This is a genomic window from Xanthomonas prunicola (genome assembly GCF_025266575.1).
GTDB classification, from domain to species: domain Bacteria; phylum Pseudomonadota; class Gammaproteobacteria; order Xanthomonadales; family Xanthomonadaceae; genus Xanthomonas; species Xanthomonas prunicola.
Map to the genome: position 1 here is coordinate 754,739 of NZ_CP096142.1, position 15,466 is coordinate 770,204.

The 15,466-nt window shown below is 63.3% G+C and carries 32 protein-coding genes and 1 pseudogene; 14 read left to right on the forward strand and 19 right to left on the reverse strand.

Features of this window, described 5'->3' with window-relative positions; all coding sequences use genetic code 11:
- Positions 1–217: 217 nt before the first annotated feature.
- The 6 genes from M0D43_RS02990 to M0D43_RS03015 are packed head-to-tail and all read right to left on the reverse strand — an operon-like array spanning position 218 to position 2,236.
- Positions 218–733, reverse strand: coding sequence for a hypothetical protein (locus M0D43_RS02990; RefSeq protein ID WP_260807858.1), 516 nt, complete (start codon positions 731–733; stop codon positions 218–220).
- A complete protein-coding gene (locus tag M0D43_RS02995) occupies positions 730–876 on the reverse strand; it encodes a hypothetical protein (RefSeq protein ID WP_184610848.1) in 147 nt (48 codons plus the stop codon). The genes M0D43_RS02990 and M0D43_RS02995 overlap by 4 nt, the downstream gene beginning before the upstream one ends.
- A gap of 2 nt (positions 877–878) precedes the next feature.
- Positions 879–1,010: a hypothetical protein gene (locus M0D43_RS03000; protein WP_260807859.1), complete on the reverse strand. Its 132-nt coding sequence runs from the start codon at positions 1,008–1,010 to the stop codon at positions 879–881.
- 1 nt (position 1,011) lies between these two features.
- Positions 1,012–1,224: a hypothetical protein gene (locus tag M0D43_RS03005; RefSeq protein WP_104559101.1), complete on the reverse strand. Its 213-nt coding sequence runs from the start codon at positions 1,222–1,224 to the stop codon at positions 1,012–1,014.
- Positions 1,221–1,724, reverse strand: coding sequence for a hypothetical protein (locus M0D43_RS03010; protein ID WP_260807860.1), 504 nt, complete (start codon positions 1,722–1,724; stop codon positions 1,221–1,223). The genes M0D43_RS03005 and M0D43_RS03010 overlap by 4 nt, the downstream gene beginning before the upstream one ends.
- Complete coding sequence (locus M0D43_RS03015; RefSeq protein WP_260807861.1) at positions 1,721–2,236, reverse strand: glycoside hydrolase family 24 protein; 516 nt, start codon at positions 2,234–2,236, stop codon at positions 1,721–1,723. Before M0D43_RS03015 ends, M0D43_RS03010 begins: the two co-directional genes overlap by 4 nt.
- Before the next feature lie 590 nt (positions 2,237–2,826).
- Between M0D43_RS03015 and M0D43_RS03020 the strand changes: the two genes are divergently transcribed.
- Positions 2,827–3,045: a hypothetical protein gene (locus tag M0D43_RS03020; protein ID WP_260807862.1), complete on the forward strand. Its 219-nt coding sequence runs from the start codon at positions 2,827–2,829 to the stop codon at positions 3,043–3,045.
- Here M0D43_RS03020 and M0D43_RS03025 read toward each other — a convergent pair.
- The 7 genes from M0D43_RS03025 to M0D43_RS03055 are packed head-to-tail and all read right to left on the reverse strand — an operon-like array spanning position 3,042 to position 5,347.
- Entirely contained in the window at positions 3,042–3,581 is a 540-nt protein-coding gene (locus tag M0D43_RS03025; RefSeq protein ID WP_260807864.1) for a hypothetical protein, read from the reverse strand. The two genes, M0D43_RS03020 and M0D43_RS03025, sit on opposite strands and share 4 nt — an antisense overlap.
- The gene (locus M0D43_RS03030) at positions 3,571–3,819 is read right to left on the reverse strand and encodes a hypothetical protein (RefSeq protein WP_260807866.1); all 249 of its coding nucleotides are present in this window, start codon (positions 3,817–3,819) and stop codon (positions 3,571–3,573) included. The genes M0D43_RS03025 and M0D43_RS03030 overlap by 11 nt, the downstream gene beginning before the upstream one ends.
- Entirely contained in the window at positions 3,816–4,337 is a 522-nt protein-coding gene (locus tag M0D43_RS03035; protein ID WP_260807868.1) for a RuvC family protein, read from the reverse strand. The genes M0D43_RS03030 and M0D43_RS03035 overlap by 4 nt, the downstream gene beginning before the upstream one ends.
- Positions 4,334–4,555, reverse strand: coding sequence for a hypothetical protein (locus M0D43_RS03040; protein WP_260807870.1), 222 nt, complete (start codon positions 4,553–4,555; stop codon positions 4,334–4,336). The genes M0D43_RS03035 and M0D43_RS03040 overlap by 4 nt, the downstream gene beginning before the upstream one ends.
- Positions 4,552–4,797 (reverse strand): hypothetical protein, encoded by a 246-nt coding sequence (locus M0D43_RS03045; protein ID WP_260807871.1) that lies wholly within the window; start codon positions 4,795–4,797, stop codon positions 4,552–4,554. Before M0D43_RS03045 ends, M0D43_RS03040 begins: the two co-directional genes overlap by 4 nt.
- Positions 4,794–4,967: a hypothetical protein gene (locus M0D43_RS03050; protein WP_260807872.1), complete on the reverse strand. Its 174-nt coding sequence runs from the start codon at positions 4,965–4,967 to the stop codon at positions 4,794–4,796. Before M0D43_RS03050 ends, M0D43_RS03045 begins: the two co-directional genes overlap by 4 nt.
- Entirely contained in the window at positions 4,964–5,347 is a 384-nt protein-coding gene (locus tag M0D43_RS03055; RefSeq protein WP_260807873.1) for a hypothetical protein, read from the reverse strand. The genes M0D43_RS03050 and M0D43_RS03055 overlap by 4 nt, the downstream gene beginning before the upstream one ends.
- Positions 5,348–5,424: 77 nt before the next feature.
- Here M0D43_RS03055 and M0D43_RS03060 point away from each other — a divergent pair, with 77 nt between their 5' ends.
- The gene (locus tag M0D43_RS03060) at positions 5,425–5,898 is read left to right on the forward strand and encodes a hypothetical protein (protein ID WP_260807874.1); all 474 of its coding nucleotides are present in this window, start codon (positions 5,425–5,427) and stop codon (positions 5,896–5,898) included.
- A gap of 9 nt (positions 5,899–5,907) precedes the next feature.
- The gene (locus tag M0D43_RS03065) at positions 5,908–6,564 is read left to right on the forward strand and encodes a hypothetical protein (RefSeq protein ID WP_260807875.1); all 657 of its coding nucleotides are present in this window, start codon (positions 5,908–5,910) and stop codon (positions 6,562–6,564) included.
- A gap of 2 nt (positions 6,565–6,566) precedes the next feature.
- Here M0D43_RS03065 and M0D43_RS03070 read toward each other — a convergent pair whose 3' ends face one another.
- The 5 genes and pseudogenes from M0D43_RS03070 to M0D43_RS03090 all read right to left on the reverse strand — a co-directional run bounded on the left by M0D43_RS03070 (position 6,567) and on the right by M0D43_RS03090 (position 10,156).
- The gene (locus tag M0D43_RS03070; RefSeq protein ID WP_260807877.1) at positions 6,567–7,208 is read right to left on the reverse strand and encodes a hypothetical protein; all 642 of its coding nucleotides are present in this window, start codon (positions 7,206–7,208) and stop codon (positions 6,567–6,569) included.
- A gap of 110 nt (positions 7,209–7,318) precedes the next feature.
- Positions 7,319–8,734: pseudogene (gene dnaB, locus M0D43_RS03075) on the reverse strand (replicative DNA helicase); the annotation flags it as partial.
- On the reverse strand, positions 8,731–9,492 hold the full coding sequence (locus M0D43_RS03080; RefSeq protein WP_260807880.1) for a helix-turn-helix domain-containing protein: 762 nt from the start codon (positions 9,490–9,492) through the stop codon (positions 8,731–8,733). The gene M0D43_RS03080 and the pseudogene dnaB, both read right to left, overlap by 4 nt.
- On the reverse strand, positions 9,489–9,674 hold the full coding sequence (locus M0D43_RS03085; RefSeq protein ID WP_260807882.1) for a hypothetical protein: 186 nt from the start codon (positions 9,672–9,674) through the stop codon (positions 9,489–9,491). Before M0D43_RS03085 ends, M0D43_RS03080 begins: the two co-directional genes overlap by 4 nt.
- Positions 9,675–9,676: 2 nt before the next feature.
- Positions 9,677–10,156 (reverse strand): phage regulatory CII family protein, encoded by a 480-nt coding sequence (locus M0D43_RS03090; protein WP_260807883.1) that lies wholly within the window; start codon positions 10,154–10,156, stop codon positions 9,677–9,679.
- Between the two features lie 259 nt (positions 10,157–10,415).
- Between M0D43_RS03090 and M0D43_RS03095 the strand changes: the two genes are divergently transcribed.
- Positions 10,416–10,877: a hypothetical protein gene (locus tag M0D43_RS03095; protein WP_260807884.1), complete on the forward strand. Its 462-nt coding sequence runs from the start codon at positions 10,416–10,418 to the stop codon at positions 10,875–10,877.
- A 113-nt stretch (positions 10,878–10,990) separates the two neighbouring features.
- Positions 10,991–11,290, forward strand: a complete 300-nt coding sequence (locus M0D43_RS03100; protein ID WP_260807886.1) for a hypothetical protein — start codon at positions 10,991–10,993, stop codon at positions 11,288–11,290.
- On the opposite strand, the gene M0D43_RS03105 is transcribed toward M0D43_RS03100, so the two are convergent.
- Complete coding sequence (locus tag M0D43_RS03105) at positions 11,287–11,535, reverse strand: helix-turn-helix domain-containing protein (protein ID WP_260807888.1); 249 nt, start codon at positions 11,533–11,535, stop codon at positions 11,287–11,289. The genes M0D43_RS03100 and M0D43_RS03105 overlap by 4 nt on opposite strands.
- Positions 11,536–11,635: 100 nt before the next feature.
- On the opposite strand from M0D43_RS03105, the gene M0D43_RS03110 reads away from it, so the two are divergent.
- The 9 genes from M0D43_RS03110 to M0D43_RS03150 all read left to right on the forward strand — a co-directional run bounded on the left by M0D43_RS03110 (position 11,636) and on the right by M0D43_RS03150 (position 14,951).
- A complete protein-coding gene (locus M0D43_RS03110) occupies positions 11,636–12,094 on the forward strand; it encodes a helix-turn-helix domain-containing protein (RefSeq protein WP_260807889.1) in 459 nt (152 codons plus the stop codon).
- An 8-nt stretch (positions 12,095–12,102) separates the two neighbouring features.
- Entirely contained in the window at positions 12,103–12,471 is a 369-nt protein-coding gene (locus tag M0D43_RS03115) for a hypothetical protein (protein ID WP_260807891.1), read from the forward strand.
- 10 nt (positions 12,472–12,481) lie between these two features.
- On the forward strand, positions 12,482–12,919 hold the full coding sequence (locus M0D43_RS03120) for a hypothetical protein (RefSeq protein ID WP_260807892.1): 438 nt from the start codon (positions 12,482–12,484) through the stop codon (positions 12,917–12,919).
- A gap of 153 nt (positions 12,920–13,072) precedes the next feature.
- Positions 13,073–13,444 (forward strand): hypothetical protein, encoded by a 372-nt coding sequence (locus M0D43_RS03125; protein ID WP_260807894.1) that lies wholly within the window; start codon positions 13,073–13,075, stop codon positions 13,442–13,444.
- Positions 13,441–13,656 carry a hypothetical protein gene (locus tag M0D43_RS03130; RefSeq protein WP_047693056.1) on the forward strand — a complete coding sequence of 72 codons (216 nt, stop codon included), beginning with the start codon at positions 13,441–13,443 and terminating at the stop codon, positions 13,654–13,656. The genes M0D43_RS03125 and M0D43_RS03130 overlap by 4 nt, the downstream gene beginning before the upstream one ends.
- Positions 13,656–13,778 carry a hypothetical protein gene (locus M0D43_RS03135; protein ID WP_260807896.1) on the forward strand — a complete coding sequence of 41 codons (123 nt, stop codon included), beginning with the start codon at positions 13,656–13,658 and terminating at the stop codon, positions 13,776–13,778. The genes M0D43_RS03130 and M0D43_RS03135 overlap by 1 nt, the downstream gene beginning before the upstream one ends.
- Complete coding sequence (locus M0D43_RS03140) at positions 13,775–14,029, forward strand: hypothetical protein (protein WP_260807898.1); 255 nt, start codon at positions 13,775–13,777, stop codon at positions 14,027–14,029. The genes M0D43_RS03135 and M0D43_RS03140 overlap by 4 nt, the downstream gene beginning before the upstream one ends.
- A 38-nt stretch (positions 14,030–14,067) precedes the next feature.
- Positions 14,068–14,676 (forward strand): hypothetical protein, encoded by a 609-nt coding sequence (locus M0D43_RS03145; RefSeq protein ID WP_167765109.1) that lies wholly within the window; start codon positions 14,068–14,070, stop codon positions 14,674–14,676.
- Positions 14,673–14,951: a KTSC domain-containing protein gene (locus M0D43_RS03150; RefSeq protein WP_260807901.1), complete on the forward strand. Its 279-nt coding sequence runs from the start codon at positions 14,673–14,675 to the stop codon at positions 14,949–14,951. Before M0D43_RS03145 ends, M0D43_RS03150 begins: the two co-directional genes overlap by 4 nt.
- Positions 14,952–15,466 lie beyond the last annotated feature (515 nt).

The following is a 15,466-nucleotide window of genomic DNA, read 5'->3' on the forward strand; positions in this document are numbered from 1 at the left end:
GCTCCCCAGGTGGGGCCGATTAGGGAACGGAAATTCTGCGCATGGATTGCTGCAGACCAACCGATGAAAGTGGGCGAGTCGAATTTTGGCTCTCTCGCCTCATAGCAAATGGCGGGATTTCGTCATTCCACCTGACAGATGCTCGCTGACACCAACCCAACCAATTGGAACAACATGGCAACTATCGAAACGATGCTGATCAACGTGGCCGTCCAGGTCATTCCCCAACTTGTCGGGGCGCTGCTCCGCCGCTGGCAGAGAGATCTGGACTGCCTCTGTCAGCGGCCACTACGGCTTGGCAGGCGCGGAGCTGGTCGTCGGCGTCACGGCCGACTCGAACAACAGAGCCCGCAAACTCGTCTCGGCGCTCGGCGGCCGCATCACGTTCGGCGGCGCCGGCGGAAGCCTCGGTGAGGCGCTGGGTTTCACAGCTGGCCCACCCGTCCCGCAGCTTGAGAGCACCGCTGCGCAGCTCAGCCACAACAGCATCAGGGACGGCCTGGGCCGTTTCGCGATCTTGCTCATGCTTCTCTCCAATGCTGGATAGGGTCTCGGCCTGTTGGTGTTCAGTGGCACGTGCTGCCTGCTCGCCGGCCAGGGCACCCAGTGCAGTGCCCGCCTTCTGCTCGCTGGCTGCACCTTCAGCGCGGTCACCGCGCCAGGCCCAGCCGGCACCGAACATGGCGGCCGACCACAGGAGCGTGGCGATGATTGCAATGGCATGGCGGTTCATGCGGTCACCGTATGCAACCAGGGCTTCACCAATTCCCAGAGCCACGGCACCAGCCAGAACAACAGCGCGAAGATCGCTGCACCGGCTAGCCCGGCCACGACCAGAAGCGCAGTAAATGCGCCATCCAAGCTATTTCCATACATGGTCAGATCCTTGCGTTGGTGTAGTAGATCCAGAGCCAGGCCAGCGCGGCCAGCAGCAGGCCGCACAGCGCGGTGATCAGCCAGCCGGGTGGATCGCGTGGAGGCGGCAAGCCGCGGTCCCAGTTGTCGGCCATGTCAGGAGCCTGCCTCTCGCTGCGCCCGGTAGTAGTAGCCACCGATGGCACCCATCAACGGCCCCAGATTGCCCAGCAGCAGCATGAGCACGTCCTTATTGCCCGCCGGAATCTCCGAGTTGACGAGCACCGCGATGGCCAAGCCGTAGAGCAAGAACACGATCAGGGCGATGCCGAGTCGTGCTGTGCCCATGTTTCGGCTGATGAAGGTCATGGCGCACCCGCCGATGCTCCCATCGCCAGCTTCATGACCAGCCGGCTCACCGCGCGCTTGTCGCGGTCGATGGACAGGCTGAAGTAGTCCCATCGGAACTCCTGGATGATCGATCCGAACTCCACCCAGTCGCCCTTGCGGGCTGCCGCCCACAGCTCGCTGCTGCCGCGCACTGCCTCGGCGCCGATGATGTCGGCGATCGCGATGATGTACGGGAGCGAGGGGCGCATCTCTGGATGCACCGTCAGCAGCTCGAAGAAGCGCCCGCGCAGCATGTGCTGGGCGACCATTAGATCCTCCGTCAGCTCCAGGGTTGCCACCTGCTCACTCTGGTCGCGCAGCTCGATCGCTCGGCCGTAGCCGAGTCGCATCACGTTGTGGCCATCTCGGCGCGGGCGCTGCGTCAGCCCCCACACCTCTTTCAGCAGCACGACCGCCTCGTCCCGCGATTCGCGCTCGACCTGCAGCAGGCCTGCATCGTCCAGGTCCGGCATCGTCATGCACTCCCGACCTTGCCGCCGGCCTTGGTGTACGCGGCGATGAGCTTTTCGATCTTGTGCTCCGGCTGGCCGTAGCCGGCGCCGGGAAGGCTTGCCCACAGGTTGCGGACCTTGGCCACCGCCTCCACGAAGCGACCGGCCTGGATGTCGGCGATCGCGCGGCGCTCCTTGATCAGCTGCAGCGCCCACCGGTCCTGCGAGAGCGGACCGAAGTCCGGCAGCTTCAGCAGGTCGCGGTAGTGCGCGTAATCCTTGAGCATGAACTGGTAGCGGCCAGACGCATTGCTGGTCAGCCCCTTCGAGTTGATCGCCTTCGACTTGCGGCCGCCGGCGAACGGATGCCGGGTGTAGTCGGTGAAGATCTCCGGCTTGCGATCGGCACCGGTGACGATTACGTCATACCCGGCGTTCTTCGTGGCTGGGCTAGTGGACGTACCCTCGGAGTGAGCCAGCATGTCGAGGAAGGCCACGACGTTGCGGCCACCGGCTTGTTCGGGCGTGATGACCGCCATTGCTGCCTCCAAACAAAAAGCCCCGCCGGCTGGCAGGGCTGGAGCCGCGCGTCGGCGGCGGAATTAGGTGCCGGTTACGATTCCGGCGCTGCATGCGCAGCCGTCTCCCGGGCGTCTCTCGACGAGCCGGAGGTGCCGCGACCAGGAACTCCCAGTCCAAGCGGCGATAGGTGCCCGCCCCGCTGCCGGCTAGGCACGAGGGTTGATCCGGTCTGGGATGCGGGCATTGAAAAACGGCGAGCACCGCCGCGGTGGTCCTGTCCCTTCAGCAGGTCCGCTGCGCCGCGCTGGTCCCGCCCAGGTGGGCAGATCGCGGCAGTGCTCTCCGATAGGTACCGACCGCCACCGGCGGATGGGTGGGCGGTGTCATGTCGCCGGCCCGTGCGCGATCCCGGCGCGCAGCGCCTCGCTTCTCGACGAGGACCTGGCACGCCGGCAACGGTCGGTATTTGGACCCCTGAAACGCAAAAACCCGGCGCTGGGCCGGGTTTCAGAGGGAACTTTTGACAGTTGCAGAATTAGGGCATTTGATTGTGCAACTTGTCAAGCGGCAGAATCGAAAACAACTCCGCAATTAGAAGAAAAGAAAGATGGCGAACGAGATCACCCTTAGTGACGGGCAAACTATTTATGCCGAAGACATATCGAGTTTAAGTGCCCTCACCAAAAACGATGACCTCTCCACCTTTAGCATTTGGCGGTTTGGTTCAGCACAAACTGTTGTGATCGGGAACACGCAGGATGTCGCGAAGGATTACCAAAACATTTGCCGAGCGATCGGCGTTGCTGATCCGAGTGATGACAGCTAAGCGGCCACAGCAAGGCCACCCAGCCAATCCAGACCTCTTTGCAATTCGCGGCGGTACTGCCAGACCGATAAGGTGCCACCGTACTGCTCAGCCACCATCCGGGCCTTTACCGCCTGGCTTGCCGCAACGGTGAACTCAGTGCGCACCACCAGCACGCGCAGTGAGAACTGTCTGGACATCGAGGCCAAGGCCCGATCGATCCATCGCAGGTCGTCGGGGATGCCGATGTCGACGGCAACCTCCGGATTGTCGTGCGGCCGGTCGGCGTCGTTCCTGGCTCGGACCGGATCGACAGCCCATGCCGGGATCTCGCCCAGCCCTTTCAAGCCTGCCTGCTCGGCCATGAAGCGCCGGCGCTGGCGCCCGTCTCGCTCGACCAGCTCGCAGAACGCCTGCTCCACCGTCTTGGGCGCGTAATCCTTGGCGTTTTCCAGCACGTGCCGAGTCCGGTCGGCGCGGCTCAGGGTATAGCGGTTAGCGTGGGCGTATCCCCAACGGCGCAGCTCATCGAGCAGCGGATCCTCATTACGCCGCATGGCGAAATTCCTCCAACGTTTCATCGTCCAGCCGGAACTGCGGCAGCCTGCCGTCGTCCTGGCACATCCCCATCTGCCGGCTCTCGTTGCCCTTGCAGTGCACGATCCCCAGCGTGCGGTCGCGGCAGCTGCAGAAGGCGCACAACCCGCGCTTGCGCACCGCAGCGGAGTACCGCTTCCGCAGCAGCTTTTCGTAATACGCCTCCGGCCGGCTCAGGTTGGTCGGGTTGAGCGTCATGCAGCCAGGGCTCCTGGCTGGTGCTTCTGCTCGTGCCACAGCGCCAGCAGCAGCGCCTCGGCGCGGCCGTCGTCCTTCTTGCGCTGCAGCTGCGACGCGGCAAACGGGAACCGACGAATAGCCAGCTGCCGCGATGCGTCCTTGTCCTGACCGATCAGCCCGAAATGGCGCTTCCAGCTCTGCGGCTCGGCCAGGCTGAAGGGGATGCCCATCACCTCGAGCACCGCCTTGGCCTTGGCATAGCTCTCGCCGAAGTTCATCGACGACTGTGCGCCCGGCCTGCGGTCACCCTTTGGCGGCATCGCACGCACACGCTCGACGCAGCCAGCGAAGACAGCCCCCGGATGCTGGTTGCGGATCTCCCGAACGAAGACCGCGATCGCGCGCGCGTCGACCTCCTGCTTGTTGCCCACCTGCATCTTCGGCATATCGAGGATCGGGCCAGCCTCGCCGTCGATCAGTGCGGCGACAGCGCCCGACATGCCGGGGTCGATCCCAAACACCACGCGCAGCGTCATCGTGAACCTGCCTTCAGCGCATAGGCCTGCTGCGCCCGCTCGCGTGTGCTGGCGATCGCCTTCTGCTTGCCGGCGGCGACGCGCCTCTCCACCTCGGCAATCGTCTCGGCGCCGTCGCGGATTGCGTCCAGGCAGCGCGCATAAGCCGGATAGGCTCGCGAGAACTCGGCGGTGCTGGCGAACACCTTGCCCTCGAACCGGATCGGGGTCGCGGTCATGGCTGCTTCTCCAGCTCGGTCAGCAGCGCGTCGCCCTGCTTCACCGACTCGTGCGCGATCCACTCGCTGACCTTCATGTCTTTCACGGCCGCGTGCCGCGCCAAACGGTTGTAGCCGTGCTCGCTTTGGATACTTCCCACAATTCCCTGCATCGCTGCCTTGGCGAACTCTTCCCGCTTGGTCAGACGCTCCACGCGCTGGTCGCCGTTCGCGATCAACTTGGGAGATTGCTGGATGCTCATGCCGCCTTCCTCCGCTCTGCATCGGCTTCGTCCCAGCCATCGCGCCACGCCTCGCGGAGCAGCGCACCCTCTTCGCCCATGGCGTATTTCGGTGAGTCGTCGCGCTTCTTGCTGGCCTGACGTGCGCGGTGGCCGGCGAGCCGGGCGTTCTCGTATTGCTGCTGGTTCATGCTGCCCTCGTGATGTTGAGTAGTTGGTCCTGGTAGTCCTGCCAGGCTTCAGTGCCGCGGCCGCCCAGGACATCGAACGTCCAGGCGCGGAACTCGCGGGCGTGGTGCTTGAAACTGGGTCCGAAGACCTCGCGCATGCGGTCGCGGGTCATACCGGGCATCTGGTCGCCGTCGTGGTGCCAGGCGCCGAGCGCGACGACCGCGTGCTGGCCGATCTGCTTCTGGCCGTGCAGGTCGCCGAGATTGCGGTGGTGGATCTGGGTGTGGCCGCACTGGATAGGTCGCTGCAGGCCAGCGGTGATCCGCCAGCGGCAGACCATGCAGCCGAGAGCTCGCGCGGCATCTTGGTACGCCAGCTCAAGTTGTGACGGGGCGCCCATTGCACGCCTCACGTCCTAAATCTCCGCGCGTAGCAGCCGATAGGGCCAACTTCTACCGCACAGAAAATCAAGCTCACATGGATCAAAACGGAGTTGGCCACGAACAAAAACCACGCAACTATTTTCTTGAAGGTTTTCTTGAACTCGGGCGCAACTGGGCGTTGGCCGTGGCGATCGCTGGTGCATCGACAGCCGCGTATCACACGGAAACTGTGGACGGACCAGTCAATTGGGAGCACTACGTTTTCGCCGTAGGATTGGCGGCCAGCGTCATCTGGATGTTCCTGGCAGTTGTCCGATTTGACGAAGGCCTGTCCAGGCTTTTGAAGAGGAAATCGGCGCGTGTGCTCGGCTTCCTTTTGTATTCCTTGCTTATTACGCTCGGTGTTGCATTGGTTGTCTTGGTTGGCAAGTTCTCTGATAACAAAGCGATCGTCAGCGCCTGTGAGACGTATGGCACTTCGCCAAGCAGCAAGGTCTACAAGGCTGACGAATGCACCAGGCTGCGTGAACAGCGCAAGGCATTGCGCGATCGGCTCGAAGCACCTTGAGGGATGACGATGGCTAGGGCCCCGGAAAGTAAAAGAATCGATCGCGACGCATTGATAGTTAGCGTCATAGCCTTTGGATTCGGCGCGCTGTTTGCTTGGGCATTGATCGATCCACCAGTGGCACTCACCGCCGCGCCAAAAGTAGTGGGAAGCGCTACTCCTCAACCATCTGAGTGGCCGGCCTGGGTCCAAGCCATTATGTCGGTCATCACCCTGGCTGGCGCGGTATTTATCCCACGATGGATCGACGCTCAGAAGCGCTTGGATGGTGCAGAGCAGTACGTAATATTCACGAAGCACCTTCTCGAAAAAGCAGAGGCATTGAAGGAAGAGCTTGGGGATAGGTACAGTCGACGCGGGCTGCACATGTGGGGACACGGTGCCGAGTGGAGCTCTGTGGCAGATGGCGCCAAGGAGCTGGAGCTCAGCAACCTGCCCCATGCCAACTACCTCAGCACTTGGTTGCAGATCCGAGAGATGGCAATCCGGATCTCTGACTACTACGAAGCGTCCTTGGGAAGTAGCGATCCCGAAGAACCAGACGACGACTACATGCTCGATGGTTACCTCTACCGCCTCCGTAACTTGCATAACGATCTGATTGAGATCGACATCGCCGTGCGCGGCAACCGTGGTTACAAGAAGGTTCGAGTTGAAGACGAGTAGCATCATGCGGCCCTCTGCGCCGATGCAGGCTGCGCAGTCTCACCGCCTGCCATCAACCAGAACTCAGCCAGCACGTCGTTGATAAGCACGTGCGCGTAGGCGGTGCCGATGTGGCGAGTGATGCCTTCGAATAGCCGGCGGAACTCATCCTCATCCATCGAATCGAACGCAAGCGACCGCGCCACGGTGACCGGGATCGTTTCGATCTTGGGCAGCACCTCGCGCAGCAGCTTCGCAGCACCTGGACCGAAGGCTGCGTCCGAGGCGGCAAGCACTGCGGCTACGACCGGCGTGGCGTCCATGTCGATCTGCTCGCAGCAGACGTTCGCCTCGCGCTGCAACTGCTTGATCGCCTCGTGGCTGTCGAGGCCCTCCCAGCCCTCGACGTTCTCGACCATCAGCTGGCCGATCTTGTGCAGCAGCCGGTGGCGCCAAGCGTCGCGCGGCGCCTTGATTTCCAGCCGGACCTCTTGCCCGCGCCGATAGCCGCGCTGCTTCATCAGCTCGCGGTCGACCGGGTGCTCGGCGAGCATGGCCAGCCGCTCCTCGCCGGTGTCCATCACCACCACGCGCTCGATCAGCGCATAGATGGGGCGCGATGCGCGTTTGGCGCGGATCTTCTTCGCTGCTGCAGTCATGGTCATGCGTCGACGTCCTGCCGCGGCGCGCGCGGCTTGAGGGTTCGAAGGCCACGTGGGCGCGGGACCGGTTTGCCGTCATCACTCTCGATCGGCGCCGGCTGCCAGTACTCCGGTAGGTTCTGGAACTTGAAGCGCTCGGGCATGTAGAGCACGCGCACCTCGCCAGGCGGTCCACTGCGCTGCAGCGGAACCAGCAGCTCGGCCGTGCCCTTCCAGCGGCTATCGCGGTGGTACACCTCGTCGCGGTAGATGAAGATCACCGCATCGGCGTCCTGCTCGATCGATCCGGAGTCGCGCAGATCCGCAGGCTGCGGGCGCTTGTCCGGGCGATCTTCCAACTTGCGATTGAGCTGCGAGAGCAGCAGCACCGGCACGCCCAGCTCACCGGCGAGCAGCTTCAGGCCGCGGCTGATATCGCCGACGCCATTGGCACGGTTGTCGCCCTGGATCTCCATCAGCTGCAGGTAGTCGATAACGATCAGGCCAAGCGGCTTGCGGGCGTGCTGCCGGCGTGCCTGCGAACTGACGTGCTCGACGCGTGCCCGGCGCGGCCGGCTGACGAAGATGTCCGCCGCGCGCAGCTTGCGCATGGCCGCCGTGACGTTGGTCCAGTCGATGTCGTCCAGGTCACCGGAACGGATACGGTTGCCGTCGATGCCGCCGACCGAGGCCAGCATACGGTCGCCCAACTCCTCGGCCTGCATTTCGAAGCTGAAGACCGCAACCGCTTTGCGCAGGTGCAGTGCGACGTGCTCGGCGATGTTCTGGGCCAGCGTGGTTTTGCCCATCTTCGGGCGCGCCGCCAGGACGTACAGGCCGCCCGGCTTCAGGCCACCCAGCAGCGTGTCGAGCTCGTCGATGCTGGTGGTGATGCCATGGATTCCGCCCCCGTCGCGTGAGCGCTCGCCCAGCCGCTCGAACACGCGATCCATCACTGGCGCCACCGCTTCGAGTTCGCACGGCTGGCTGTCCATCAGCGAGCCGATGCGCGAGTGCGCCGAGCCGATCAACTCGATACTGCTCTGCCCTTCTGGATTGAAGCCAGCGTTGGCGATGTCGGTGCCGACCTGGATCAGGCGGCGCAGCCGAGCCTTGTCCGCCACGATCTCCGCATAGGCGCGGATGTTGGCCGCCGACGGCGTGGTGTTGGCGAGCTCGATCAGGTACGCGCCTTCGCCCACCTGGTCGAGCAGCCCCTGAGCTTTGAACCAATCGCCCAGCGTCACCACGTCGAAGGGGCGACGCGGCTGTGCGATGGCCATCTCTCGAATGGCGCGGAAGATCAGCACGTGATCGCGGCGGTAGAAGTCGCCCTCCCCCACCAGGTCGGCGATGTCGTCCCATGCGCGGTTGACCAGCATCAGTCCACCGAGGACAGCCTGCTCGGCTTCCACGCTGTGCGGCGGTAACCGCAAGGCATCCGATGGCCGGCCGTGCCACATAGACGCGCTCTCGGCGCGTTCGGCATCCAGCTGATCGAGAAATTGCGACTCGTCGGCGTGGTTGTCGTAATCGTGGATCGCGCTCATGCGGCCACCTGCCCTGCTTGGGTTTCGGCATCGCGAACACGGCGATACTGCTCACCGGTCGTGGTCAGCGTGTAGCCGGTCGCCGGGTGCAGGAACCAGATTTTCTGCCAGTTGCCGCGCACCGCGTTGCGGAAGACCGCGCGCCAGTCGGCGTAGCGCTTGCTATCCCCGCTGTAACGGTCAACGAAGGACAGCCAGGCCAGTTCGATGAACTCGTCTGGGATCGCCGCCTTCTCAGCCCAGGCGAACACCGGGTCATCAGCACGGATTGCATCCTCTTCACCGAGCGAAGCGTTCCAGCTGTCGAAGGTCTGCATGCGGGTCTTCGGCGAAGCACTGGCGGATGCTTCGCTGTTGTTGCTTATTGGTTCTTTACGGTTAGACCGCAGCTGCTGCGGGGGTGACTGCGGCATTTGCGGGGGTTTGTGCAAATTTTGCGGGGGTTCCACCGCAGCTGCTGCGGGGGTGCAGCCACTGCGGGGGTGCAGCTGCTGCGGGGGTTGATAGGCATCTGGAGTGATGACGTACCGTGTGTGCCGACCGTTGGCGCGGTCAGCGGTGACAAGGCCGACCGACTCCAACCAGCGGATGGCGCCGTGCACTGTCCGCTCGCTCAGACAGGTACGATCGCAGATGGTCGGAATCGACGGCCAGCAGTGGCCCTGGTCGTTGGCGTTGTCGGCGAGCGACACCAACACCGCTTTAGGCGATGGCGGCATCTGCATCGGCCAGCACTGGGACATGATCAGCGTGCTCATGCCAAACGCCCTGCCCGCTCGATGCGCTTCACCTGGCCGGAGCTGCGGCTTTCGCATTCGCGCTTCATGTCCAGCCAATAGGCGCGCGCCAGATTCGGCTTGCCCGTCAAGGTTGCCGCGCGCATGGCAGAGGCGATGCGACGGATGCGCCGCTCCCGGCGCCAGTCTTCGATCAGCTGCAAGATCATGCCGCCGCCCTCGCCCGATCCACTGCTGCACTGGCATGCCGGGCAATCTGCGCTGCAATCGCCTGTAGGTCGCCGCAGATTCCGCCGATGGCCAGTGCTTCATTTGCGGTGATGCGGCCGTCATCCAATGCGTCGCCAATGATCTGGCACAGCTTCCCCTTGATCTCGCCTGCATCGATCAGCGCGGCGACGAGCGAACCTGCTTCGGGAACATCAGTCGGCACGACCGTGTAGCCGTGCTCAGCGGCTAGGGCATGCAGGATGCGGTGGTCGCCCGTCAGCCCCATGATCTCGCTGGCCTCGGTCAAGGTCAGGTGGTGCGTGCGGGTATTGGGATTGACCTTGCTACGCAGAACGGCAGCAGACATCGGCTTCTCTTCGCCGCGGTCATTGGTAGAGATGAGGCGTGTGGCCAGGGCCACGCTGCCACCGGGATAGTCGAGAACGGTTTTGTGTGCTGCGTCGGCGATGTGCATCGGGCTGGGTACCTGAACGTAATATTTGGCGACCGCCCTGGCCAAGATGTGCGCCATGGACGCACTACAGAGACGGCTCAGAGCAGCGAGGAAACGGGCCCCAAACGTCACGACGATCGTGCGTGTGGGCGGCAACGTGTTTGGGCTGCGGTGGGTCGACGGCCGCATGCTCGTGAAGCTGTTACGGAAGGGCTCCTAGATGCCCCCCGCCGACCGGTACGATGCCGGGCAAGACCCGCCGCAAAGACCGGAGACGGACATGGATATCCCTTCACTCACTACCGCAATGGCTTCTTTGAAATTCGCGAAAGATGCCGTCGAAACGGCTCTCAGCGTCCGGGACTTCAACAGCGCCGCCGCCGCTCTCGCCGGCGTCAACGATCAGCTGCTCAAGGCGCAGGAGGGTTTGTTCGTCTACAGCGCCCGTCTCGCGGAACTTCAGGACAAGCTGGGCCAGTGTCAGGAGGAGTTGCGACAGCTGAAGCGAGTGCAATCCGAGCGAGATCAGTACTCGCTTTTCCAGGTCGCCGATGGCATCTGGGTCTATCGCAGCAATATGGCTGCTCAGCCTGACGAAGGGCGAACCCAGTTCACCGAGACTGCTCACTACCTGTGTCAACCCTGCTTCGATAAAAACGTCAAATCCGTTTTGCAGGCGGACCTGCGCTATGCCGGGCGTGCACTGGTCTGCACGGTCTGCCAGGCCAGGCTGCGTGTTTGAGTCGGTTCCGCGGTCAGGCAGCATCGGCCACCTCCCCGTCGGGGTTGGCCAAGGAATCGGCGTTCCTGCGGTAGGCTCCCGATACCCCTACCAAGAGGCCGCAGGAGGCAGAAATGAAATTTGTCGTGGTCCTGGAGCCAACCAGCGCCATCGGGCTCTCGTTTCTTGCGGCAAAGTCCGCCGACGGCATGCACTTGGACCAATACCCCTTCATCGAATGCTCCGAGGTGTCTGTGGATGGGCCGTATCTGTTTTGCGCGCGCGGAGAAGATCCCGGAAAACCTCCGGTGAGTCGTACGAGTCGAACTCCACGATATTCAGAGTTCCGGATTCCGCACGCGGCTGTTGCGTTCGTGTTCCACTTCGCCAAGGAAGCCGACAGGCCGCTCGGATTCGCGACAGAAAAGCCTTAAGCAGCTTCATCGCGTACCTCCCCGTCGGCCTGGGCAGCGGACTGCAGCTGGCGGCGGACTTCGCGGTTCAGCCATGCGTTCTCCAACAGAACCACGGACGGAATGCCGCGCGAGCGCCAGTTGGTTACCCGTTGGGCACCGCCGGGCATGGAATACCCGAGCCGGCGCGCCAGCTTTGAGGGGCCACCCAGGGCATCAATGGCCGCGGCGTGGGCTGTCACATCGTTATCTGAGTCGGTAGCCATGGATCTATTAAACACGGCGTTTAACGACGAGTCAACACGGCGTGTAACAACACTCTGTTTAACGACGGGACAATGGCCCATGTCCCAAATTCACCCATCAATGAAGCGGCTCTACGAGGCCGCCAGCAAGCTGCAACCGCCGATACGTGGCCAGTCTGATCTGGCGCGCCGGCTGAGCCAGTCGCCCCAAACCGTCAAGAATTGGGAGGCGCGTCCCACCGGCGTGAGTGCAGCAGGGGCCTCAAAAGCCCAGCACGCCCTCGGTATAAGCACGACATGGATCTTGGAAGGATCGCTGCCGATGTTCGTTGGCGACGAGACCCGGACGCACCAGTCTCAGGATGCGGGATCGATCCGGGAGATTCTGGCCGCAGCGGTCACCATTGCCCGCCGGGTCCAGGACATGGCCATCGCACCGATTGAGGGCGAGCGTTACGTGCAGCTGCTCACCGAGGCAGCCATGAAGGTCCAGGAGTCCGGTGCGGGATTCCCGCTTGAAGGCGCGTCGCTGGACGACGCTGCCAGGGAGGTGGCCGCCAGGCTTCGTTCCAACGGGTGAGTGCGTCTATGGGATTCAACAAACAGCAACTGGAAGCAATGGCGCGACAAGTCGCCGCCGGCATGGGGATTGAAACCACCGGCACCCCTCGCAGATTGACGGTCGTGGGTAGCGAACACCACTCCAACGCCGGAAGACTCAACGCTTTACAGCGGGACGTGATCTACAGCCGTATCCGCGATTTAGGGAACATGTACTGGCTCAAATGGCTGATAAGACAGGAGACGATGCATGTGTTCGGCATCATGGAGAGCCTTTCGGACGATGAGCTAAATGCGCTTTTGAAGAAGATGGAGCGCGCCCGCGAGTGCCGCGAGGAAGGAATCGGATTTGATGAAGTGCCGGGCCTTGTCAAGGGCTCAGTGTCTGTCTATTGAGGGAGATTGCATGGACGATCAGAAGTCGAACAACACCGCTCAATTCCTCACATACATACTGGTCCCAGCAGCACTTATAGGGGCCGTCGTCGTAGGCGCGAACTACTTCCACCAACAACGAACCTCGGCAGAACCGAAGGGCGTCACTAGTGTTCCGCAGCTGCAGGTCGTCGACGTTTCCTGCGAGCAACGAGGATCCTGGTCAACTGCGGAACTGACATTCCGCAACGCAGGCAACTCCGAGCAGATGCTTCTGGCGGCGTTCGTGGCTTTCAAAGACAAAGACGGCAAACAGATTGGAATCGACAACAGCTATCTCTCCCCTTCCCGAATCCCGGCTGGATCGCTTGCCAGCGTGAAGCTGATGATGGACACCGGCGGACGGGGTACCAGCTGCGCATTGATGTCGGTCCAAGATCGAGAAGGCCAGCCGATAGGGGTGTCTTGAACACAGTGAAGCTAGCCGGCCCCGGACCTCCGGGGCTTTTTTTCGCCCAAAAGTTACACATGGTGTTGACACGAAGAATACACACAGTGTTTAATCTCTCCACTGCCACAACGAACCCCGATCCCGTCCGGGGACATGGCATGGAGACCGAGGATGTCCAGCACCCGCTGCCACCCGTACCACCCCCAATGCGGCTGTGCGACCTGCAGCCGGCATGAGCTGTCGGACGAGCGCGCCGACGTCCTGGCCGGTGCCCTGCACCGCTCTGGCTTTGTTCTAAGCGAAGCGCTGGGCGAGCTGACGAACGATCAGCTGGCACTGATTGCCGGCCACCTCGCGGACGGCAACGACGAAGGCGCAGCCGAGATCCTGCGCACCGCCATCGCCGATTACCTGTCGCAGCTGATCAGCGACCGCGTGGACGACGTGGACTGCTCGCGGATCGAGGCGGTGCAGCACTACCTGACGGTGTACGAAGCCAAGCCGGCGCCGGTGGCCGAAATGCCGTGGCGGGTAGCCGCATGAGCGCCGTCATTCCCTTCCCTGTTTCTGCCCGCGGCGCTGATCTGGTCCGCGCCATCGCCACGGAGCGCGGTTACGGCCCGGTGGTTGCCGGTCAGCTGGCCCGGACCTTCCGCCCCGACAACGTGCGCCCTTTGCGGGTACAGGCATCGCAGCACGTGCGCGAGCCCGAAGAGTCGGCGACCGCGTTCGGCGACGGCCCGGAGGCTGCGTGATGGACAAGATGGACGAGAAGGAATTCCAGCGCCACATGCTGCGCGAGGACGTGCCGTTTGCCCTGGTCTGCATGGCCATCGGCGCAGTTCTGACTCTGCTGGCCCAGGCGGTGTTTCTGTGACCGGCCGCAGCTACGCCAACTTTGTGTGGCTCAGCGTGTTGGTTCTCGTGCTGGTGGCATTCGGCTGCCTGTCCTATAGCCGCAACGCCGATCTGATCGCCGAGGCGCTCCACACGATCGCATTTTTCCTGGCACTGCATTTGCCCCAGAGCTGGAGCAAGGCCCGAGCACGTGCACACAGCGCCCAGCCGCAGCCGGCAGCCGAGATCACGCCTGATTTCCCGGAACCGCCGCGCCGCGGCATCCGCTGATCCCCGCCGGTACGCCGGCACCACCGACGAGGTATCCAATGTTTCAGCTTGAAAAGCACGAGGCGTCCATCGCCAACGTCAACCAGCGCATCCAGCGCCATGGCGAAGAGCGCCAGCTGGCCGCCGACATCAAGTTCGTCTTGAGCGTCAGTAACGAAGCGCTCGATTCGTTCGACTCGACGCTGCGCCATGACCTGTTTCGCAAGCCGGCCAAGGGCGAGCAACAGGATCTGCCGCAGATCGGCGGCGATGGCCTGACCGCAGTGAAGCATCCGGCGCTGGAGCCGCTGAAGCTGAGCCACGAGTTCACCGGCTACGAGATGCACCTGGCCGGCCTGCTCGAAACCGCCGATCCGATCATCCTGGTTGACGTGAAGCTCAAGCGCTTTGTGATCGAGCCGAAGGAAGGCGGCAGCCTGGCCATGTCGTTCACCGCATCGGCCGAAGTCGAGCCGCAGGAACTGGCCGAGCTGTCGGAAGCCCTGATTCGCGAAGACGTGCTGCTGACCCTCCTCGCTCCCAAGCGCGGCGCTGCGGCTGACGAGGATCTGACCGAGGGCGGCGACACGCTCGATGCGCAGGACACCGCTGCAGCTGCCGCCGAAGCCGCGAGCTTGGTCGAAGCCGGCAAGAAGGCTGCCGCATGAACGCGCCCGTCCGCATCCCGCTGATCGACGTGGAGAGCCGCCAGATCGCGGCAATCGGCCACGACGCCGCCAGCCAAACGCTGGCCGTGCGCTTCAAGAACTGGAAGGGCGAGATCACCTCGCTCTACCACTACGACAACGTCACCGCCGGGGACTACGCCGCGCTGCAGGCGGCCGAATCGAAGGGTGGCCACTTCAACAAGGTGATCAAGGCCGACCCGGTGCGCTGGCCGTACCGCAAGGTCGAAGACCGCCCGCTGTCCGACGCGGCCTGATCCCAAACCCTGATCCGTGGCAGGTGTCCACGGACGCGATCGCACCGCGCATTGACTCTCGAAGGTCAGACGTTAAAGGCAGGAAGGGAACCGCCCGCACCGCCGATACGTGCGCAAGAAGGAGCGGGAGGCGAAAGCCTATACAGCCGGGAAAGACCGGCCCCAGCGAAAGCTCATGGGTGAACGAGTGGTGCGGATGCAACGCCGCTGACCGCCGGGAAAGACCGGCTCCTATCCATCGCGGAGCGGCTTGCGATCAACGAGCGTCCATGTCTTGCGTATCGAAGACCAGGCCGCTCCGCAATGGAGGGAATGCGCAAGCTGATGCGCTTGGTGATGTCTGGCACGCATACGCGGAGCGTGATGTGCCTACGGCCCCAAACCAGGCAAAGCCGGAGATCAGCACCGGCCCCTCCACCACACCCCGACGCGTAGGGCGCGAGCGAGCCCAGCGTGGCCCCGGCTTGACGGGGCACCTCATTCCCACCTCGCCGGAGTCGCCGGCTGGAGCAATC

What these genes read in the sequence shown, in the direction of transcription:
- M0D43_RS03105 (WP_260807888.1), bottom strand. Translation starts at nt 11,535, where the DNA reads ATGGCTACCGACTCAGATAACGATGTGACAGCCCACGCCGCGGCCATT.
- M0D43_RS03115 (WP_260807891.1), top strand. Translation starts at nt 12,103, where the DNA reads ATGGGATTCAACAAACAGCAACTGGAAGCAATGGCGCGACAAGTCGCC.
- M0D43_RS03050 (WP_260807872.1), bottom strand. Translation starts at nt 4,967, where the DNA reads ATGAACCAGCAGCAATACGAGAACGCCCGGCTCGCCGGCCACCGCGCA.
- M0D43_RS03130 (WP_047693056.1), top strand. Translation starts at nt 13,441, where the DNA reads ATGAGCGCCGTCATTCCCTTCCCTGTTTCTGCCCGCGGCGCTGATCTG.
- M0D43_RS03005 (WP_104559101.1), bottom strand. Translation starts at nt 1,224, where the DNA reads ATGACCTTCATCAGCCGAAACATGGGCACAGCACGACTCGGCATCGCC.
- M0D43_RS02995 (WP_184610848.1), bottom strand. Translation starts at nt 876, where the DNA reads ATGTATGGAAATAGCTTGGATGGCGCATTTACTGCGCTTCTGGTCGTG.
- M0D43_RS03095 (WP_260807884.1), top strand. Translation starts at nt 10,416, where the DNA reads ATGGATATCCCTTCACTCACTACCGCAATGGCTTCTTTGAAATTCGCG.
- M0D43_RS03125 (WP_260807894.1), top strand. Translation starts at nt 13,073, where the DNA reads ATGTCCAGCACCCGCTGCCACCCGTACCACCCCCAATGCGGCTGTGCG.
- M0D43_RS03015 (WP_260807861.1), bottom strand. Translation starts at nt 2,236, where the DNA reads ATGGCGGTCATCACGCCCGAACAAGCCGGTGGCCGCAACGTCGTGGCC.
- M0D43_RS03060 (WP_260807874.1), top strand. Translation starts at nt 5,425, where the DNA reads ATGGATCAAAACGGAGTTGGCCACGAACAAAAACCACGCAACTATTTT.
- M0D43_RS03035 (WP_260807868.1), bottom strand. Translation starts at nt 4,337, where the DNA reads ATGACGCTGCGCGTGGTGTTTGGGATCGACCCCGGCATGTCGGGCGCT.
- M0D43_RS03030 (WP_260807866.1), bottom strand. Translation starts at nt 3,819, where the DNA reads ATGACGCTCAACCCGACCAACCTGAGCCGGCCGGAGGCGTATTACGAA.
- M0D43_RS03040 (WP_260807870.1), bottom strand. Translation starts at nt 4,555, where the DNA reads ATGACCGCGACCCCGATCCGGTTCGAGGGCAAGGTGTTCGCCAGCACC.
- M0D43_RS03150 (WP_260807901.1), top strand. Translation starts at nt 14,673, where the DNA reads ATGAACGCGCCCGTCCGCATCCCGCTGATCGACGTGGAGAGCCGCCAG.
- M0D43_RS03055 (WP_260807873.1), bottom strand. Translation starts at nt 5,347, where the DNA reads ATGGGCGCCCCGTCACAACTTGAGCTGGCGTACCAAGATGCCGCGCGA.
- M0D43_RS03020 (WP_260807862.1), top strand. Translation starts at nt 2,827, where the DNA reads ATGGCGAACGAGATCACCCTTAGTGACGGGCAAACTATTTATGCCGAA.
- M0D43_RS03045 (WP_260807871.1), bottom strand. Translation starts at nt 4,797, where the DNA reads ATGAGCATCCAGCAATCTCCCAAGTTGATCGCGAACGGCGACCAGCGC.
- M0D43_RS03090 (WP_260807883.1), bottom strand. Translation starts at nt 10,156, where the DNA reads ATGCACATCGCCGACGCAGCACACAAAACCGTTCTCGACTATCCCGGT.
- M0D43_RS03070 (WP_260807877.1), bottom strand. Translation starts at nt 7,208, where the DNA reads ATGACCATGACTGCAGCAGCGAAGAAGATCCGCGCCAAACGCGCATCG.
- M0D43_RS03000 (WP_260807859.1), bottom strand. Translation starts at nt 1,010, where the DNA reads ATGGCCGACAACTGGGACCGCGGCTTGCCGCCTCCACGCGATCCACCC.
- M0D43_RS03120 (WP_260807892.1), top strand. Translation starts at nt 12,482, where the DNA reads ATGGACGATCAGAAGTCGAACAACACCGCTCAATTCCTCACATACATA.
- M0D43_RS03135 (WP_260807896.1), top strand. Translation starts at nt 13,656, where the DNA reads ATGGACAAGATGGACGAGAAGGAATTCCAGCGCCACATGCTGCGCGAG.
- M0D43_RS03145 (WP_167765109.1), top strand. Translation starts at nt 14,068, where the DNA reads ATGTTTCAGCTTGAAAAGCACGAGGCGTCCATCGCCAACGTCAACCAG.
- M0D43_RS03080 (WP_260807880.1), bottom strand. Translation starts at nt 9,492, where the DNA reads ATGAGCACGCTGATCATGTCCCAGTGCTGGCCGATGCAGATGCCGCCA.
- M0D43_RS02990 (WP_260807858.1), bottom strand. Translation starts at nt 733, where the DNA reads ATGAACCGCCATGCCATTGCAATCATCGCCACGCTCCTGTGGTCGGCC.
- M0D43_RS03025 (WP_260807864.1), bottom strand. Translation starts at nt 3,581, where the DNA reads ATGCGGCGTAATGAGGATCCGCTGCTCGATGAGCTGCGCCGTTGGGGA.
- M0D43_RS03010 (WP_260807860.1), bottom strand. Translation starts at nt 1,724, where the DNA reads ATGACGATGCCGGACCTGGACGATGCAGGCCTGCTGCAGGTCGAGCGC.
- M0D43_RS03110 (WP_260807889.1), top strand. Translation starts at nt 11,636, where the DNA reads ATGAAGCGGCTCTACGAGGCCGCCAGCAAGCTGCAACCGCCGATACGT.
- M0D43_RS03100 (WP_260807886.1), top strand. Translation starts at nt 10,991, where the DNA reads ATGAAATTTGTCGTGGTCCTGGAGCCAACCAGCGCCATCGGGCTCTCG.
- M0D43_RS03065 (WP_260807875.1), top strand. Translation starts at nt 5,908, where the DNA reads ATGGCTAGGGCCCCGGAAAGTAAAAGAATCGATCGCGACGCATTGATA.